The following is a 17,619-nucleotide window of genomic DNA, read 5'->3' on the forward strand; positions in this document are numbered from 1 at the left end:
ATAACCTAGCGAAATACTATGGCAACAATCATTCTTTCTATTGTACTTCTAGCTATTGCAATTGCTGGAATTGCCATCAAACTGCTGGTGAAAAAAAACGGTAGTTTTTCAGGTACTTGTAGTAGTAATAATCCATTGTTGCAAGGCGATGGGGAGTCATGTGGTATTTGTGGCGCTAGACCGCAGGAAAAATGTAAATCTTAATTCAATTGCTCAATACGCTTCTTTAAACTCTGGGAAGTATGGGTTTTCCAATGTCCATTTTCATCATAAATAAAATAAACCTCCAAATTTAAACTTTTGTTTTTTTCTAAAAAAGCAATCGATTTTTTAAGACCCATCACCATGAAAGCTGTGGCATAAGCATCTGCCGTGATTGCATCATCAGCAATTACCGTGGTACTCAATAAATTATGTTTGGCTGCATAACCCGTTTTAGGATCAATTATGTGTGATAGCTTTTGATTTCCTTCAATGTAAAATTTTCTATAATTACCAGAAGTGGCCAGCGCTCTATTATTTAAAGTTATAATGGCTTCGAGTTTTCTTCTATCGGATTTATCTTCAGTAGGTTGGTCGATACCTACTTTCCATTCTTCAGTATTTTTTTTCCCTTTGGCTTTAATTTCGCCTCCTAATTCGACCAAGTAATTTTTAATCCTTTTGCTTTCGAGAAAATCAGCTATAACATCTACTGAATATCCTTGCGCAATAGCATTAAAATCGATTTGTATTTTTGTTTTTGATTTTATAATGCGGTTATTCTTCAAAGTCACCATTTTATAATTCACTAATTGTAGTAAACTATCAACTTGGTTTTTGCTCAACTTGTTTTTTTTCGTTGGTCCAAATCCCCAGGAATTTACTAATGGACCGACTGTGATATCAAAATTTCCTTCCGTTTTTTGAGACACTTCAACAGATTTATTAAAAACCGTTCTGAAATATTCATCAACAACAACATTTTTTTCATTGTTATTTATTCTAGAAATAATCGAAGTTGGAATCCATGTTGACATCGATTGATCAATATTTTTTAATAGTGAATCAATCTCTTTTTGGTACAAAACACCATTGTCAGATAAGTAAGTAATGTGGTAGGTTGTTCCTTGCGAATTTCCTTCTAGCTTTATAATTTCTTTTTTATCGGAAGCACAACTCGTTAGGACTAATAGCAGAATAAGAAGTAGTGTCTTTGTCATAAAAATATTATTAACCTCCAAAGTCATCAAATGCAATATTTTCCGGTGGAACACCTAGATCGTCTAACATTTTAAATACTGCCGCATTCATCATTGGTGGACCACAAATATAATATTCAACATCTTCAGGTGCTTCGTGATGTTTCAAGTAATTTTGAAATAATACATTATGTATAAAACCAGTGTAACCAGTCCAATTGTCCTCTGGTAATGGCTCAGAGAGTGCAATATTATATTCGAAATTTGGAAATTCTTTTTCTATTTTTCTAAAATCCTCGGTATAAAAAACTTCTCGTGAAGATCTTCCTCCATACCAAAAACTCACTTTTCTATTTCTTTCTTTTTCAGTGTGAAATAGATGAAATAAATGCGAGCGTAAAGGCGCCATTCCTGCTCCGCCGCCTATGTAAATCATTTCTCTTTCTGTTGGTTTAATGTGGAAATCTCCAAAAGGTCCAGCAATTGTTACTTTGTCTCCAGGGTTTAGCGCAAAAATATAGGAAGATGCTATTCCAGGATTAAGCTTCATAAATCCACCTGATTTTCGGTCGAATGGGGGAGTTGCTAATCGAATGTTAAGGATAATAATATTGCCTTCCGCAGGATGATTCGCCATCGAATAAGCTCTAAAAATAGGTTCTGAATTTTTCATTTTTAAATTCCAGATCCCGAATTTGTCATAATCCCCTTTGAAGCGTTCATCAATTTTGTATAAATCATTTTTAAAATTGATTTCACATTCAGGAATATCAATTTGAATGTAACAACCTGACTCAAATTCTAGAAAATCACCTTCGGGCAATTTAACCACTAATTCTTTAATGTAAGTGGCAACATTGTCATTTGAAACTACTTCGCATTCCCATTTTTTGATCCCCATCACATTATCAGGAATGACTATTTCCATGTCCCGTTTTACTTTTACTTGACATCCTAGTCGCCAATTGTCTTGCTGTTCTTTTCTCGAAAAATAAGGGGTTTCAGTTGGTAATATTTCGCCGCCACCGGATAAAACTTGGCATTTACACATACCACAGGTACCACCGCCGCCGCAAGCTGAGGGTAAAAATATTTTTTTGTTAGATAAGGTAGAGAGTAGTGTTGCACCAGCTTCTGTTTCAAGCTGATCAACTTCGTTTATAATTATCTTGACTAATCCTGACGGAATAAGCTTTGATTTGGCATACAGAATTATATAAACAAGTAATGAGTTGAAGAGTAAAAATACTATTACGCTACTTACTATTGTTGTGCTATCAATACTTAATATTATCATTTTAATTTGATTAAAGATTTATATCGAAATCCCCATAAAACTCATAAAAGCGATTGCCATTAAACCAGTTAAAATAAACGTAATCCCTAAACCTCTTAAAGGCGCTGGAACATTAGAATATCTTAATTTTTCTCGAATAGCAGCTAAAGCAACTATCGCTAGAAACCATCCCACACCAGAACCCAAAGCAAAAACAGTGGCTTCCCCTAAAGAGGCATATTCTCTCTCTTGCATAAATAATGCACCTCCCAGAATAGAGCAGTTTACCGCAATTAGGGGTAAAAATATCCCCAAGGAAGTGTATAATGCGGGCGCAAATTTTTCAACAATCATTTCTACTAGTTGTACAATAGAGGCAATGGTTGCGATAAACATAATAAAACTTAAAAAACTTAGATCAACAGACTTGTAGTCATCAGATAACCATTGCAAAGCTCCCGCTTTTAAGACATATTTTTCTAGGAGGTAACAAACAGGAACAGAAATAGTTAATACAAAAGTCACCGCAAGGCCAAGTCCCACAGCGCTTTTTACCGTTTTAGAAATCGCCAAATAAGAACACATGCCAAGAAAATAGGCAAATATCATGTTTTCAATAAAAACCGCTTTTATAAATATATTGAAGTGTTCCATGTTAAAATGTTTAAATCGTTCATTACTTGATTACTTCGATTCAATTAGTTTTTTATTACGACTTCTTTGAATCCATATAAGAATTCCCACAATGATTAAAGCCATAGGTGGCATGATGACGAGACTATTATTGAAATATCCCATTTTATAAATGGATTCTGGAATGACACGAAAACCCATCAGTTCTCCAGAACCAAATAGCTCCCGAATCATAGAAACGATTACCAAAATTAAGCCGTAACCAAAACCGTTGCCCATTCCGTCTAAAAAGGAAGGCCATGGCTTGTTAGACATGGCAAAGGCTTCTAAACGCCCCATGATGATGCAATTTGTTATAATTAATCCCACAAAAACCGATAACTGTTTGCTCACATCAAATACAAAAGCTTTTAAGAATTGATCTACTATAATCACCATTGCCGCAACCACCGTTAGTTGAACGATAATCCGAATGCGATTGGGAATAATATTTCGAATAAAAGAAATAATCACATTCGAAAAAGCACAAACTACCATTACTGCAAGAGCCATTACAATAGAAGGTTTCATTTTTACCGTTACCGCTAATGCTGAACAAATCCCCAATACTTGTACCGTAATGGGATTGTTATCATTTAATGGATCAAATAAAAGTCTTTTATTTTTTGGCGAAAATAAAGGCTCTTTTTCTTTTTTAGGTTTTGCAGGTACTGCGATGGTTTCTTTGCTCATAGCCTGTTATTTTTAGTTGGTTGAAGCTACTACTCCTTGTTTTTTGAAATATGGGATGTAGTTGTTTACCGTTCGTTTAATCATTTCAGAAACTCCTTTACTAGTAATCGTCGCTCCCGAAACTGCGTCAACACCGTGTGTGTCATCTGGTTTTGCTCCACCTTTAATTACAGTAACGGAAACAAAGTTTCCAGAATCATCAAATATTTTCTTCCCAACGAACTGCTGCTGAAATTTTTCTGTTTCAATCTCCGCACCAAGGCCAGGTGTTTCGCTTTTGTGGCCAAAACTAACTCCATAAACAGTATTCTTATCGCTTTCTAGCGAGATAAAACCCCAAATAGGTCCCCACAATCCTTTTCCTCTAATCGGAATAATATAAAAAGACTTGCCATCTTTGGTACAAATAAATAACGGAAACAACTGCTCATTGGTTTTTCCAGTTTTGGCTTTATCCAATTCTTTTTTGAGGTCAATGTCAAATGCAGTGACATTGCCAGTTATTTGTTCCCCTTTATTATTCAACACAATTTGTTTGCTAATGTATTGATTAAAGGCAGCTTCGGTTTCGGATGTTTCAGTAGGAATTGAAACAGAGCTGAGTATATTTTTCATTTTTTCGACCCTAACATTTTTCTCCTGATAGGGAGCAAGACTTATGGCTGTTACTGATAACAGAATAGCAATGACTACCACCATAAAGGAGGAAAAAATAAACGTGGCTTTGTTACTGTCTTTATCCATTTTGATTGTGTATTGGGGTAACTCTATTTAGTCTTTTTTTAATATTTGCTTCTACTACATAATGGTCTATTAAGGGCGCCATTACGTTCATAAATAAAATAGCTAACATCATTCCTTCGGGATAAGCGGGGTTAAATACTCTGAAAAGAATTGCTAACAGTCCTATTAAAAATCCATAGATGTATTTTCCAGTATTCGTTTGTGCAGCACTTACAGGATCAGTGGCCATGAAAATAGCGCCAAAGGCAAAACCTCCCAAAACTAAATGATGTAGCGGGCTGATTTGCATTAAGGTATTCAATCCAAAAATATTAAATATTACAGCCATCAAAAATCCTCCAGCAAAAACTGATGCCATAATGCGCCAACTGCCAATGCCTGTATATAATAAAATTCCAGCTCCAATCAAGCAAGCAATAGTCGAAGTTTCCCCTACAGATCCAGGAATAACACCTATAAAGGAATCCATAATACTGGGAATTTTATCAGCAAAACCAGCTGCTGCATCTCCTAATGGTGTCGCACCACTATAAGCATCAACAACGGCTTGCCCTTTGTTTGTACTCGTGTTAATCCAAACTTCGTTTCCTGACATTTTGGTTGGATAGGCAAAGAATAAGAATGCCCTAGCGGTAAGCGCAGGATTTAAAATATTCATTCCAGTACCACCAAAAACCTCTTTCCCGATAATTACCGCAAAAATGGTGGCAATAGCCAACATCCACAAAGGGACATCAATGGGCATTATAAGCGGAATCAACATACCTGAAACTAAGAAACCTTCATTTATGGTATGTTTTCGAATAATAGCAAAGATGAACTCTGTTGTTAATCCTGCTCCGTAAGAAACTAAGATAAGTGGGAGAACTTTAATAGCTCCAAAAATAAAATTATCCATTAGTGAAACATCTGCAATCCCTAAAGCGAGATGGTGTTGGTTACCAATATTCCACATACCGAATAACAGACATGGAACTAAAGACAACACCACTAAGATCATCGTGCGTTTTAAGTCGATCGCATCGCGTACGTGTGTTCCCTTGCTTTTTGTAGTATGGTTAGGTACAAATAGGAAGGTTTCAAACGCATCAAATGCGGGATGGAATTTCTCTAGTTTTCCTCCTTTTTCGAAATTAGGTTTGAGATTGTTTAGTAAGTTTCTAAGTGGCTTCAAATTCAGATTGTTTAAGGATTAAATTTGGTAACTATTAGATTGTGTGATTTGTATGTCCGTTTAATTAATTTGATACTTATATGTTTAAAAGACTCATTTTTGAGAATTACTATTGAAAATATTTTAGTCCAATTGATAATTTCTTTTTACTAATCTTCTTGATCAACCCCACCAACTTCGCTTTGATTGACGGAAATAACTTTATCGTGGCATTAAATACTCATTGTTTAACGATGCGACTTTTATTCCCTTTTATTAAGGTTTCCTAATAAACTAGTTATAGATTAAAACTAAAAATCTTATATGTCTTAAAAGAGACATAACTATTCAACTAAATTCCTTCCGAACCATATCTAGTCCGTGACGAATGATTTCTTGCGATTTTATTTTTGATGTACAGACTAACTCGCAGAGTGCAAAATCTTCCTCTGCGACTTCATAAATACCCAGCTTTTCCATCATATCGATATCTTCAATTAGTATTGATTTTAAAAGTTGTACAGGGTAAATATTCATTGGAAAAACTTTTTCATATTGTCCAGTCATTACAAAAGGACGTTCTTCGCCATGTAGATTGGTATTTAAATCGTGTTGTTTATTTGGTGTCAGCCAAGAGAAAAAAGTACGAGATACACTGAATTTATCAAAGCCTGGTTTTAGCCAACCCATAAATTCGTATTGGTTTCCTTCTAGAATTACGGTAATTTGGGAATCATAGAAACCTAAAAATCCGTCCGCGGGAACTTTACTGCCTGATAAAATAGAGCCACTAATGATTCGGTTTTCTCCTTTTTTTAGACCTGCATCTAAAAGGATATTTTTTATAGAAGAACCTACAATCGTTTTGTAATATTGGGGTTTTATAATTTGAGAGCCTGTAACCGCAATGGTTCTAGTGGCGTCGAATATTCCTTCGGTAAATAATTTTCCAATGATGACTACATCTTGTGGATGAATGTACCACACGACTTCGCCTTTATTTATTGGGTCAATATGGTGAATTTGCACGCCAACATTTCCCGCAGGATGAGGACCTGATATATTGTTGATTTGTACGTTTTGAGCTTGGCTAAAAGCAGCAGCGGGGGAGCTGTTTGCTTTTAGGTTTAAGTGTACTTTTCCCGTCGTTAATTTTTTTAAGGCATCAATTCCCGTTTGAAAATGAGACTCTTTCCCTGACATAATGAAATCGTTATCAGCTGCTAATGGATTTGTATCAAAAGTAGAAATAAAGATGGCTTTTGGCTTTTCGCTAGGTTTCGCAATAGTTCCGTATGGGCGTTGACGAATAAAAGTCCAAACGCCGCTATCTAGCAGTTGCTCAACGATTTCTTTTCTCGAAAGTTGGTTGGGATTTGATTTACTAAATAAGTGGTGTTTTACTTCCCTATCGGCAAGGATTTTAATTTCTAAGATGACTCTTTTTTCTCCGCGAAGAATTTCAATTACTTCGCCGCTTACGGGAGAGCAAAACAGAATATTTTCATCGTTTTTATCGTAAAATAGTTTAGTTCCAGCTAGAACATTAGTTCCTACTTTAACTAATAATTTTGGCGTAAGACCCACAAAATCTTTTGGTTTAATAGCAAATATCTCGGCCACGGGCAGCTCCAATACTGACTTAACAGCTTCACCTATCAATTTGAGATTCAATCCCCTTTTAATTTTAATATATTCACTCATACATTAATTTATTTTTAGTGGGTATTACTTATGATATTCTGGTTTATGGATGTAATTTTAGTATGCTATAAGATTATGCGTATTAGATTTTTGTTAAAAACAAGAAGTTTAAAGTACTAATTTAATGAATTTGCGTGAAAAAACAACAGTGAAAATATTTTAATTTTGCAATAATAAATAATGTACGACAAAAAAATTAGTTTTATAACTAAATGAATATTAAAGTAATAACATTAAAATTAAATTATAAATCTAACTCTGCTTTATAAAACAAAGAATAAATTGAAGGATTTACATAAGCTACCAGATATGTAAACTAGATAAGTGCTCTATCAATTTCTTGCATTAAATTTAGAGTTAATAAAAGAATATTTTTCTAATCAAAAAAGTGGATTTTAAAAAGTATTAATTAAAAAACAAAACATTTTAAGGGAAACCGTAAGGAAAGCGATTTCTTTAAGACTAATTTCTAAAAAAAATAGTAAGTAGAAGTTATTTTTTAAACTGAAATAGTATTTAGGTTTTAAACTTAGTTAAGGTGACTCGGAATTTTTAGGTAAAATACACAATGTGAATCTCAAAACTAAAGTAATTGAAAACATTTGAAACAGAACGATTATATCTGACGCCAACGACCACGGTGGATCCCGAATTAATTTTAGAACTCTTCAATACTCCAAAATGGATTGAATTTATAGGAGATAGAAATCTAAAATACACTCAAGATGCAAAGGAATATATATCTAATCATATGACTCCTCAACTCGAAAGACTAGGTTTTGGGAATCATACTGTTAGACGAAAATTTGATGGAGCAAAAATAGGTTGCTGTGGACTTTATGATAGAGAAGGCGTGGAGGGAATGGACATTGGATTTGCTTTTCTTCCACAATATGAGAATAAAGGTTACGGTTTTGAAAGTACAAATGCCTTGAAAGAAGCTGCTTTTGCCGAGTTCAATTTAATGGAAATTAGCGCAATCACTACACAAGGGAATATCAGTTCACAAAAATTATTAGTAAAACTCGGTCTGCAATTTGAGAAAAACATCAAACTAATTGATGATTCCGAAGAGTTACTACTATTTAAATTATTGGTTTAGATTAGAAGTAATAGACTTTTTTCTAAATCCTCGATGCTAAGTATAAAAACTGTGGCGCTAATTTTAAATAGAAATTTGAATTCCTATAAAACTGAAAAAATAGTATCTTGGCTCGCTGTAATAAAATAATAAACGAGCGATCGTGATGAATGAAAAGCAAAAATTAAAGGAAGTTGCTGGACTTTTTTTAAAGTTAGGAATTATAGGTTTTGGCGGTCCCGCCGCACACATTTCTATGATGCGAGAGGAAGTAGTGGTGAAAAAAAAGTGGCTCGACGAACAACATTTTTTAGATTTAATAGGTGCTACTAATTTGATTCCAGGTCCTAACAGTACCGAAATGGCAATTCATATTGGTCACGAAAGAGCAGGATGGAAAGGACTTATTGTCGCCGGATTATGCTTTATCACTCCAGCCGTTTTGATAACTGGAATATTTGCTTGGCTTTACAAAGAATACGGTCAGCTGCCTGAAATCCAGCCTTTTTTGTACGGAATAAAACCGGCAATAATTGCCATTATTCTAAGTGCTATTTTTCCTTTGGCAAAAAAATCATTAAAAACAGTTCGATTAGGAATTATAGGTGGCATCGTTTTGCTGCTTTCACTATTGCAGTTCAATGAAATAGCACTGCTTTTTGGCGCTGGATTCCTGGCTTTGTTTTGGAATTCCATAACCAACAAAGATTCTAATATTAAAGGAAACAACTGGATTCCGCTGATGCTAATTCCAGTTTCTAAAACAGCTTTATTAGTACCCACTAACTTAAATTTATTTCTGATTTTCTTAAAAATTGGGGCAATACTATATGGAAGCGGTTATGTGCTTTTTGCTTTTTTGGATGCCGAATTAGTTGCTAAAGGATTACTCACCAGGACGGAATTGATTGACGCCATTGCGGTAGGACAATTTACACCGGGACCTGTTTTCTCCTCAGTTACTTTTATTGGCTATCAGATCAATGGTATATCAGGAGCACTTATTTCTACGCTAGCAATATTTTTACCCTCTTTTGTATTTGTGGCGCTATTAAATCCTTTGGTAAAAATGATGAGAAACTCAAAGTCTTTTGCCCTATTTTTGGACGCGGTAAATGTAGCTTCGATTGCGATAATTGTATCAATCTGTTATGAATTAGGGACTGAAACTATCACAGACTGGCGTACGATTTTAATAGCTTTATTGAGTATTGGAATTGCGTTCAATTATAAGAAAATAAATAGTGCTTTTATTGTTTTGGGAGGAGCATTAATGGGTTATTTACTGTTTTTGGTTTAACAAAATTTGTTTCGTTTTTCTAGTCTTTTTCGAAAAATAGAGGGGAACATAAAAATATAAAAAAGCCACTAAGAACGATACTTAGTGGCTTTTTTGGAATTAACAACCTCTTAAATTTTTATTCGCAATAGCTTATTGCCATCCACCACCAAGGGCTTTGTACAATTGAATTACAGCTCTATATTGTTGGAACTTGTTATCTACTAAACTTAATTCGGCATTTAAAGCATCATTCTTAGAAGTCAAAACCTCTAGGTAATTGGCTAAACCATAAGTCAACAATTCATCTGAAAAATTAGCTGCTTTTTTAAGGGCATCAGCCTGTTTCACTCGAACCGTCATTTTATAAGTTTCATTATTGTATTGGGCTAATGCATCTGAAACTTCTTTACCTGCAGTAAGCAATGATTGTTCAAACTGTAAGTAGGCCTTCTCCTGATTGGCTTTGGCAATTTCATATTTCGTTCTAACTTGTCTTTGATTGAAAATAGGTTGTGTTAGACCCGTAATCACATTAGCAAATATAGAATTAGCACTAAACCATTCTTTCAAATCGATACTTTGAAGTCCGCCTGTAGCTGTAATTCTTAAGGCAGGATAAAATCCGCTTTTGGCTACATTAGTCATTTCAAAATTAGTGATTAAATTGTATTCGGCTGCGATCACATCAGGTCTGTTTCTCAATAAACTTGCAGATACTCCTAGGGTAATTGCTGGTTGCATTGTTTGAGATTCGAATGTGTTGCGTTCAATTTTAGCCGAAGGCTCTCCTAAAAGAATACTCATCGTATTTTCAAGGAAAATGATGTTGTTCTTTAGATCCGCAATGATAAGATCAGTAGCATATTTTTGAGCTTCGGTTTGTTTAACACCAACTTCAGTTACATTACCGGCCTCTTTTAAAGCAAGTATAGTTTCAACACTTTTGTTGCGGTTAATCAAGGTTTCTTCAGCTACTTTTATTTGTGCATCGACTGAAAGTAATTGATAATAAGTAGTCGCGATTGAGGCAATCAACTGTGTTTTTATCGCTTGGTTTACGGCCGTAGTTTGCAAGTAAGATGCATTAACAGCACGTTTATTGCTTCTTATTTTACCCCAAATATCTGCTTCCCAAGATAAAGAACCCGTTAATTGATACTGATCTGTGCTGCGGTCTTTTAACAAAGCGCCAAACTGACTGTTTCTAGATAATTCCTGGTGCGTCCAGTCTGCTCCTGCAGAAAGAGTAGGGAAGTAGCCCGCTTTTCCTTGCTTCATTGTTGCCTCAGCCGCAACTAGATTTTGCATGGCAATACGGATGTCTAGGTTGTTTTGTAATCCTTTAGAAATATATCCTTGCAATAATGGGTCTGTAAAAACCTTGTCCCAGGACACATTAGCTAATGAAATAGTGTCCGTAGACACTACCTCATTTCGATATAAATCAGCTGTTTTTAATTCTGGTCGTTTGTAGTCTTTAGCAACGAAACACGATTGCATTACCGTTGCAGTTAGCCCTAATAGCGCGACTCTGTATATTTTATTTTTCATTTTCTTCTTCTAAAAGTGGAACATCATTTTCATTAGCAACTACTGGTTTTCCAGATAGACGTTCTTGTAATCCTTGAAAGATGATAAACAAAATTGGAATAACAAATACTCCTAAAATTGTTCCTACTAACATTCCTCCAACAGCTCCCATACCGATAGAACGGTTTCCTACTGCTCCAACACCTGAAGAAAATGCCAATGGCAATAATCCGAAGATAAAGGCTAGTGAGGTCATTAAAATAGGACGCAAACGTGCTTTGGCACCTTCGATAGCGGCTTTTGTAAGATCCATTCCATTTCGGCGCCTTTGTATAGCAAACTCGACGATCAGAATGGCATTTTTGGCCAGTAGTCCTATCAACATTATCAAGGCGACTTGGAAATAAATATTATTTTCTAAACCGGCCAGTTTTATAAAACCAATAGCTCCTGCAAGACCTACAGGTAGTGAAAGTAGCACTGATAATGGTATTAAATAACTTTCGTATTGTGCACTCAGCAAGAAGTAAACAAATATTAAACTCAATAAGAATACACCAATTGCTTGACTTCCCGCTAAAATTTCTTCCCGGGTCATTCCAGAGAATTCGTAGGTATAACTTTTTGGCAAATGTTCTGCAGCTACTTCCTGAATAGCTTTAATTGCATCTCCTGAACTGTATCCTGGTTTTGCTTTACCGTTTACGTTTACTGCTTTTAGCATATTAAATCGCGCCACGGCTTCAGGTCCATAAATTCTTTTGAAATCAACAAATTGACTTATTGCAACCTGCTGTCCTGAGGAATTTTTAACATAAACAGAATTAATCGATTCCAGATTGGCGCGGTCTGATGCTTTGGCTTGAATCATTACACGGTATTGTTTTCCGAATTTATTGAAATCCGTGGTGTACAATCCGCCATAATAACCTTGCATAGTACTAAAAATATCAGTTACTGAAACTCCAGCGTCCTTGGCTCTTTCTACATTAATATCCATTTGATATTGTGGAAAAGAAGGATTAAAGTTTGTAATTGCATATTGAATTTCAGGCCTTTTCATTAATTCGCATAGAAACTCATTACTCACCTTACTCATCGTCGCCCAATCATCATCTCCTTTGTCTTGAATTTTTAGTTCAAAACCATCTGCTGATCCAAAACCTTGCACACTAGGTGGCGTAAAAAACAGTGCTTTTGCATCTTTAAAGTGAGCGGTTTTAGCAAATAGTTGCCCCACAACAGCATCAACTGATTGGTTGTCTTCTTTACGTTCGCTCCAGTCTTTTAATCTAATAACGGTAAAGGCATAAGAACCTCCATTTACACTGTTTAACAAACTGAAACCTACCACACTCATTCGTGCTTCTACAATGTCCATTGATCCAAGAATAGAATCTAATTCATTGACCGCAAGTTGAGTTTTCTCTAAGGTTGTTCCCGGAGGAAGCGTCAAATCGGCCATGATAATTCCCCTGTCTTCATTAGGAATAAACCCAGAAGGTGTTGATTGGAACAAAATGAAAGTAATTCCTGAAAACACTACTAAAGCCGTAATGGTAATCCATTTTTTCCGTGCTAAGAATCCAAGAGACTTAACATATTTGTTATTCATTCGATCAAAACTAGTGTTGAAAGCGATGAAAAATTTATCTTTAAAGTTTTTGTCTTTATGGTCAGAATCTTGGTGTGGCTTTAAAAATAAAGCACATAATGCCGGGCTTAAAGTCAAAGCGTTTACTGCCGAAATCAAAATAGCAATGGCCAATGTTATGGCAAATTGCTTATAAAATACTCCCGATGGACCACCCAAGAAAGATACTGGAATAAATACCGCTGCCATTACTAGCGTAATCGAAATAATCGCTCCTGTAATTTCGCTCATTGCTGATAAAGTAGCTTCTTTTCCGGATTTAGCGCCCTCATCAAGTTTAGCATGTACTGCCTCGACGACGACAATGGCATCATCGACCACAATACCAATCGCCAGAATCATAGCGAAAAGTGTTAACATATTTATAGAGAAACCAAATATTTGAAGGAAGAAAAAGGTTCCAACAATAGCTACAGGTACTGCGATAGCAGGAATTAAAGTAGATCGAAAATCTTGTAAGAATAAATAAACCACAAGGAAAACCAGTAAAAAGGCTTCGATTAAAGTATAAACTACTTTATCAATAGAGGCGTCTAAGAACGTTTTAGTATTATATGGAATAACATAATCCACTCCCGCAGGGAAGTTGGGTTTTGTTTCGTCAAGAATATCTACAATTTCAGTAATGATGTCTTGTGCATTCGAACCAGAAGTTTGAAATACACCAACAGCAACACCTTGTTTACCCATAGCGATATTCTTAGTCCCATAGTTGAAACCACCCAATTCTACGGTAGAAACATCTTTAAGTCGCAAGAAATTTCCATTTCCTATTGCTTTTACAATGATATTTTCATAATCTTCTACTTCAGAAAGACGCCCTTTGTATTTGATTACATATTCATAAACTCCATCGGCATTTTCTCCAAATTTTCCTGGAGCAGCTTCAACATTTTGTTCTTGCAATGCAAGTTGAATGTCTTTAGGAGTTAGGTTATAAGTAGCCATTTTTGCAGGATCAATCCAGATTCTCATCGAATAATCTTTGGCTCCAAAAACATTAACCTGACCTACACCTTTAACACGTTGTAATTTAGGTACTAGATTTATTTTGGCATAATTCTGAATATATGTTTCATCAAAATCATCATTATTAGAATATAAAGCAAAGAACATCAAGGCACTAGTCTGGCTTTTTACGGTTGTAACTCCAGTTTGCACTACTGCTTGAGGCAGTTTAGAAGTCGCACGAGCCACTCTATTTTGCACGTTTACCGCAGCTAGATCTGCATCAACTCCTAATTCGAAGTAAACAGAAATTTTAGCCGAACCATCATTAGCGGCAGAGGAAGTCATATAGGTCATTCCTTCGACACCGTTGATCTCTTCTTCTAGCGGTATAACCACACTATTCAGTACTGTTTCGGCATTTGCACCAGTATACGTTGCAGATACTTGAACTGTTGGCGGAGCAATTTCGGGGTATTGTTCTACGGGTAATGACATCAATCCTAAAACACCTAAAATGGTAATTAAGATTGAGATTACGGTCGAGAGTACTGGCCTCTCTATAAAAGTTTTTAACATCTCAGTAAATATTATTTAGTAGTAGTTTTTGTTGCAGTTTCTGCAGCTGCTGGAATGACTTTTTCAGCTACCGTATTTTTTGTAGGCTGTGGTACAATTTCCATGTCCTCTTTTAGTTTGGAAGCTCCTTCAACAACGACAACATCTCCTTCAGCAAGTCCCGAAGTTACAATGTAATTCAAGTCAGAAGTTCCATTAGTTTCTATAATTCTCGACTTTACTTTGTTGCTTTTATCAACAGCATAAACCATTTGTTTTCCCTGCACTTCAAAAACAGCATTTTGAGGTAATAAAATAACATTGCTTTGTACGATTGGTAAACGAACAACTCCGCTACTTCCGCTTCTTAAAATCCCTTCTGGGTTCTTAAATTCGGCTCTAAACTCTGTTGTTCCAGTAGTTGCATTTACTAATCCGTTAATCGTTGCAATTTTTCCTTTTTGATCGTATTCTGAATTGTCTACTAAAATCAGGGAAACTTCTGGAGCTGATTTTAACTTTTCAGCAGTTGTAGCACCTTTAAATGTCTTATTAAAATAGAGCACTTGTTTTTCATTCATAGAAAAGTAGGCACGTACAATTTTTGTGTCAGACACTGTTGTTAAAGGCATTTCGCTAGTAGGATTTACTAAACTTCCTTCTTTAAAAGGCAAACTACCAATGACTCCGTTTACAGGAGAATATATGGTTCCGTAACCAATATTAGCAGCAATACTTCCATAAGCACTTTTAGCTTGTGCTAATTTTGCTTTGGCTGTAGCCAATTGAACATTACTAATAATGCTTCTTTCTACAAGAGGCTTCAAACGATCTACTTCGACTTGTGCCGCTGATACCATCGCTTTTGCAGCTGATGCATCTTGGTTTAGCGTTTGTGTTTCTAATTTGAACAAAATTTGTCCTTTTCTTACCACCTGACCTTCATCAACATACACTTTTTGGATAAATCCGCTCACTTTTGGTCTAATTTCAACATTTTGTTGACCTTCAAGATTAGCAGTAAACTCTTGATAGACCGTCGCATCTTGAGTTATTATTTCTTGTACAGGAAAAGGAGCGGGTCCTTGTACTGCAGCTTGTTGTTCTTTCTTTCCGCACGAAGAGAGTAGCAGTACGAAAGCTATTAGTGGTAATGAAATTTTTTTCATTTTGTTAAATTTGATTAATTATTGATTATTATTGTTATTATCGATTTCTATTATTTTAAATTCAGCAATGGTCTTTACAAAAAGTTCCTCCATTTCTTCAATGTGATTTTTATATGCTTTTACATTCTCCAAATTGCATTTTTCTTGAGGACATGTAATGGTTTGTTCGCGATAATGAAGCATTTTATTAACAAGAAATTTTTCCGCTTCCAGCATTTTTTTATAATTCAAAAGTCGTTCGCTTAATGGAGAGGCTTTGAAATATTTTTTTCGATCACCAGCAATTGTGAAATAATTTATTTTCTCCATTTTAAGCAGTAAATTCAGGTTTGTGGATATCGAACTCTTACTCGCCGATAACTTTTCGACTAAACTCTCAAAGGTCAATCCCGATTTGCATCCGTCAATAATCAGTAATGCTAAAATTCTCGCTGCTAGTGGAGGAATATTATATGTAGACGCAAAATGAATTCCGGAAAATTCAATGAGTTCCCCTCTCTCTTTTTGTAAATTGTCCATGTTTTTTTTTGCAAAGATACGATTGGTTCGCAAATCACCGAACCAATCGAACTTAATGTTATGTTAATTTTATCGAAATGAAATAAGCTCGAGAAATAGCCAGTATTTTATAAGTATCACTGGTAGTAAACAGCTGTAAAAAACACTTTGAGAAACTAAAATCTATTTTTCCTATATTTGTTGACCTAAAAACAAACTTATAGTGAGTCAAATCAATAAGCTAAAAATATTCAATGACCCTATTTATGGGTTTATTACCATACCCAATGCATTAATTTACGATTTAATTCAGCATCCTTATTTTCAACGCCTGAGAAGAATTTCGCAAATGGGATTGTCTTATCTTGTTTACCCAGGAGCGAACCATACTAGGTTTCACCATGCTTTGGGTTGCATGCATCTCATGCAAAAGGCAGTTGATGTTTTGCGTTTTAAAGACGTTGAAATTTCAAAAGAAGAAGAAAATGCGCTTTATATTGCCATTTTATTACATGATATAGGACATGGACCTTTTTCGCATGCCATGGAAAGAAGTATTGTTGAAGACGTACACCATGAAGAAATTTCTTTGTTGTTTATGCATCAGTTAAACGCTGAATTTGATGGGCAACTTGATTTAGCTATAAAAGTATTTAAAGGCGAATACCATCGTTTGTTTATGTTGCAATTGATATCCAGTCAGCTGGATATGGATCGAATGGATTACCTAAAAAGAGATAGTTTTTACTCGGGTGTGGCCGAAGGAAATGTCAACTCAGAACGATTGATTCAGATGATGAATGTGGCTGATGATGTTTTAGTAATCGAAGAAAAAGGGATTTATTCTGTTGAGAAATTTTTGATGTCCAGACGTTTAATGTACTGGCAAGCTTATTTGCATAAAACCAGCTTAGCGGCCGAATTGATCTTGACGCGAATTTTAAAACGTGCCAAAGAACTAACCCTAAAAGGAGTGGTTTTACCATCAAGTAGACCTTTGAACTATTTCTTGCAACATAAAGTTACAATGGATATATTTGATGCCCAGACTTTAAATTTATTCGCTCAACTCGATGATTTTGATATAATTAGTGCTCTAAAGGAATGGCAATATCAAGATGATTTTATTTTATCTACGATGAGTAAAATGATAATTAATAGGGATTTATTAAAAATAAAATTAACTAGCGATAAAGTGCCTAGTGAAGATTTACAACCTTTAAAAGAACGTTTTGCATTAGAAAACAATATCAGTTTATTAGAAGCAAACTATTTTATTTTTAAAGGAAAAATAAAAAACCAAGCTTATAGCAAAGAAGCAGAACCCATACGAATATTGAAAAAAGATAGGACAGTAGAAACTGTCATTGAATCTTCTGATCAGTTGAATTTAAAATCATTATCTAAATCAGTGACCAAATATTACATATGTTTCCCAAAACAACTCGTGGAAATGAACATTTAAAATCTATTTTT

General features: G+C 35.1%; 15 protein-coding genes. 4 read left to right on the forward strand and 11 right to left on the reverse strand.

From position 1 onward, the window contains the following. Positions 1 to 18: 18 nt before the first annotated feature. Positions 19 to 204 (forward strand): membrane or secreted protein, encoded by a 186-nt coding sequence (locus E0F98_RS05400; protein ID WP_132109595.1) that lies wholly within the window; start codon positions 19 to 21, stop codon positions 202 to 204. Here E0F98_RS05400 and E0F98_RS05405 read toward each other — a convergent pair. The 7 genes from E0F98_RS05405 to E0F98_RS05435 form a co-directional block, all read right to left on the reverse strand. After that, positions 201 to 1,202 (reverse strand): FAD:protein FMN transferase, encoded by a 1,002-nt coding sequence (locus E0F98_RS05405; RefSeq protein ID WP_165929288.1) that lies wholly within the window; start codon positions 1,200 to 1,202, stop codon positions 201 to 203. The two genes, E0F98_RS05400 and E0F98_RS05405, sit on opposite strands and share 4 nt — an antisense overlap. A gap of 10 nt (positions 1,203 to 1,212) precedes the next feature. Beyond that, entirely contained in the window at positions 1,213 to 2,478 is a 1,266-nt protein-coding gene (nqrF, locus tag E0F98_RS05410; RefSeq protein ID WP_132109597.1) for an NADH:ubiquinone reductase (Na(+)-transporting) subunit F, read from the reverse strand. An 18-nt stretch (positions 2,479 to 2,496) separates the two neighbouring features. After that, on the reverse strand, positions 2,497 to 3,111 hold the full coding sequence (gene nqrE / locus E0F98_RS05415; protein WP_132109598.1) for an NADH:ubiquinone reductase (Na(+)-transporting) subunit E: 615 nt from the start codon (positions 3,109 to 3,111) through the stop codon (positions 2,497 to 2,499). 30 nt (positions 3,112 to 3,141) lie between these two features. Further along, the gene (locus E0F98_RS05420) at positions 3,142 to 3,822 is read right to left on the reverse strand and encodes an NADH:ubiquinone reductase (Na(+)-transporting) subunit D (RefSeq protein ID WP_132109599.1); all 681 of its coding nucleotides are present in this window, start codon (positions 3,820 to 3,822) and stop codon (positions 3,142 to 3,144) included. Between the two features lie 12 nt (positions 3,823 to 3,834). Next, positions 3,835 to 4,566 (reverse strand): NADH:ubiquinone reductase (Na(+)-transporting) subunit C, encoded by a 732-nt coding sequence (nqrC, locus tag E0F98_RS05425; RefSeq protein ID WP_132109600.1) that lies wholly within the window; start codon positions 4,564 to 4,566, stop codon positions 3,835 to 3,837. Further along, the gene (locus E0F98_RS05430; protein WP_132109601.1) at positions 4,559 to 5,740 is read right to left on the reverse strand and encodes an NADH:ubiquinone reductase (Na(+)-transporting) subunit B; all 1,182 of its coding nucleotides are present in this window, start codon (positions 5,738 to 5,740) and stop codon (positions 4,559 to 4,561) included. The genes nqrC and E0F98_RS05430 overlap by 8 nt, the downstream gene beginning before the upstream one ends. A gap of 327 nt (positions 5,741 to 6,067) precedes the next feature. Beyond that, positions 6,068 to 7,423, reverse strand: coding sequence for a Na(+)-translocating NADH-quinone reductase subunit A (locus E0F98_RS05435; protein WP_132109602.1), 1,356 nt, complete (start codon positions 7,421 to 7,423; stop codon positions 6,068 to 6,070). 592 nt (positions 7,424 to 8,015) lie between these two features. Between E0F98_RS05435 and E0F98_RS05440 the strand changes: the two genes are divergently transcribed. Both E0F98_RS05440 and chrA read left to right on the forward strand, forming a co-directional pair. Beyond that, positions 8,016 to 8,525, forward strand: a complete 510-nt coding sequence (locus E0F98_RS05440) for a GNAT family N-acetyltransferase (protein WP_132109603.1) — start codon at positions 8,016 to 8,018, stop codon at positions 8,523 to 8,525. 145 nt (positions 8,526 to 8,670) lie between these two features. Further along, complete coding sequence (gene chrA / locus E0F98_RS05445; RefSeq protein ID WP_132109604.1) at positions 8,671 to 9,804, forward strand: chromate efflux transporter; 1,134 nt, start codon at positions 8,671 to 8,673, stop codon at positions 9,802 to 9,804. A gap of 132 nt (positions 9,805 to 9,936) precedes the next feature. On the opposite strand, the gene E0F98_RS05450 is transcribed toward chrA, so the two are convergent. The 4 genes from E0F98_RS05450 to E0F98_RS05465 are packed head-to-tail and all read right to left on the reverse strand — an operon-like array spanning position 9,937 to position 16,164. After that, positions 9,937 to 11,337 (reverse strand): efflux transporter outer membrane subunit, encoded by a 1,401-nt coding sequence (locus E0F98_RS05450; protein WP_132109605.1) that lies wholly within the window; start codon positions 11,335 to 11,337, stop codon positions 9,937 to 9,939. Continuing rightward, a complete protein-coding gene (locus E0F98_RS05455; RefSeq protein WP_132109606.1) occupies positions 11,327 to 14,497 on the reverse strand; it encodes an efflux RND transporter permease subunit in 3,171 nt (1,056 codons plus the stop codon). Before E0F98_RS05455 ends, E0F98_RS05450 begins: the two co-directional genes overlap by 11 nt. Before the next feature lie 11 nt (positions 14,498 to 14,508). Further along, positions 14,509 to 15,645, reverse strand: a complete 1,137-nt coding sequence (locus E0F98_RS05460; protein WP_132109607.1) for an efflux RND transporter periplasmic adaptor subunit — start codon at positions 15,643 to 15,645, stop codon at positions 14,509 to 14,511. A gap of 18 nt (positions 15,646 to 15,663) precedes the next feature. Beyond that, complete coding sequence (locus E0F98_RS05465; RefSeq protein WP_132109608.1) at positions 15,664 to 16,164, reverse strand: GbsR/MarR family transcriptional regulator; 501 nt, start codon at positions 16,162 to 16,164, stop codon at positions 15,664 to 15,666. 202 nt (positions 16,165 to 16,366) lie between these two features. Between E0F98_RS05465 and E0F98_RS05470 the strand changes: the two genes are divergently transcribed. Next, on the forward strand, positions 16,367 to 17,608 hold the full coding sequence (locus E0F98_RS05470) for an HD domain-containing protein (protein WP_132109609.1): 1,242 nt from the start codon (positions 16,367 to 16,369) through the stop codon (positions 17,606 to 17,608). Positions 17,609 to 17,619 lie beyond the last annotated feature (11 nt).

The organism is Flavobacterium hiemivividum, from assembly GCF_004349145.1.
Classification (GTDB): Bacteria; Bacteroidota; Bacteroidia; order Flavobacteriales; family Flavobacteriaceae; genus Flavobacterium; species Flavobacterium hiemivividum.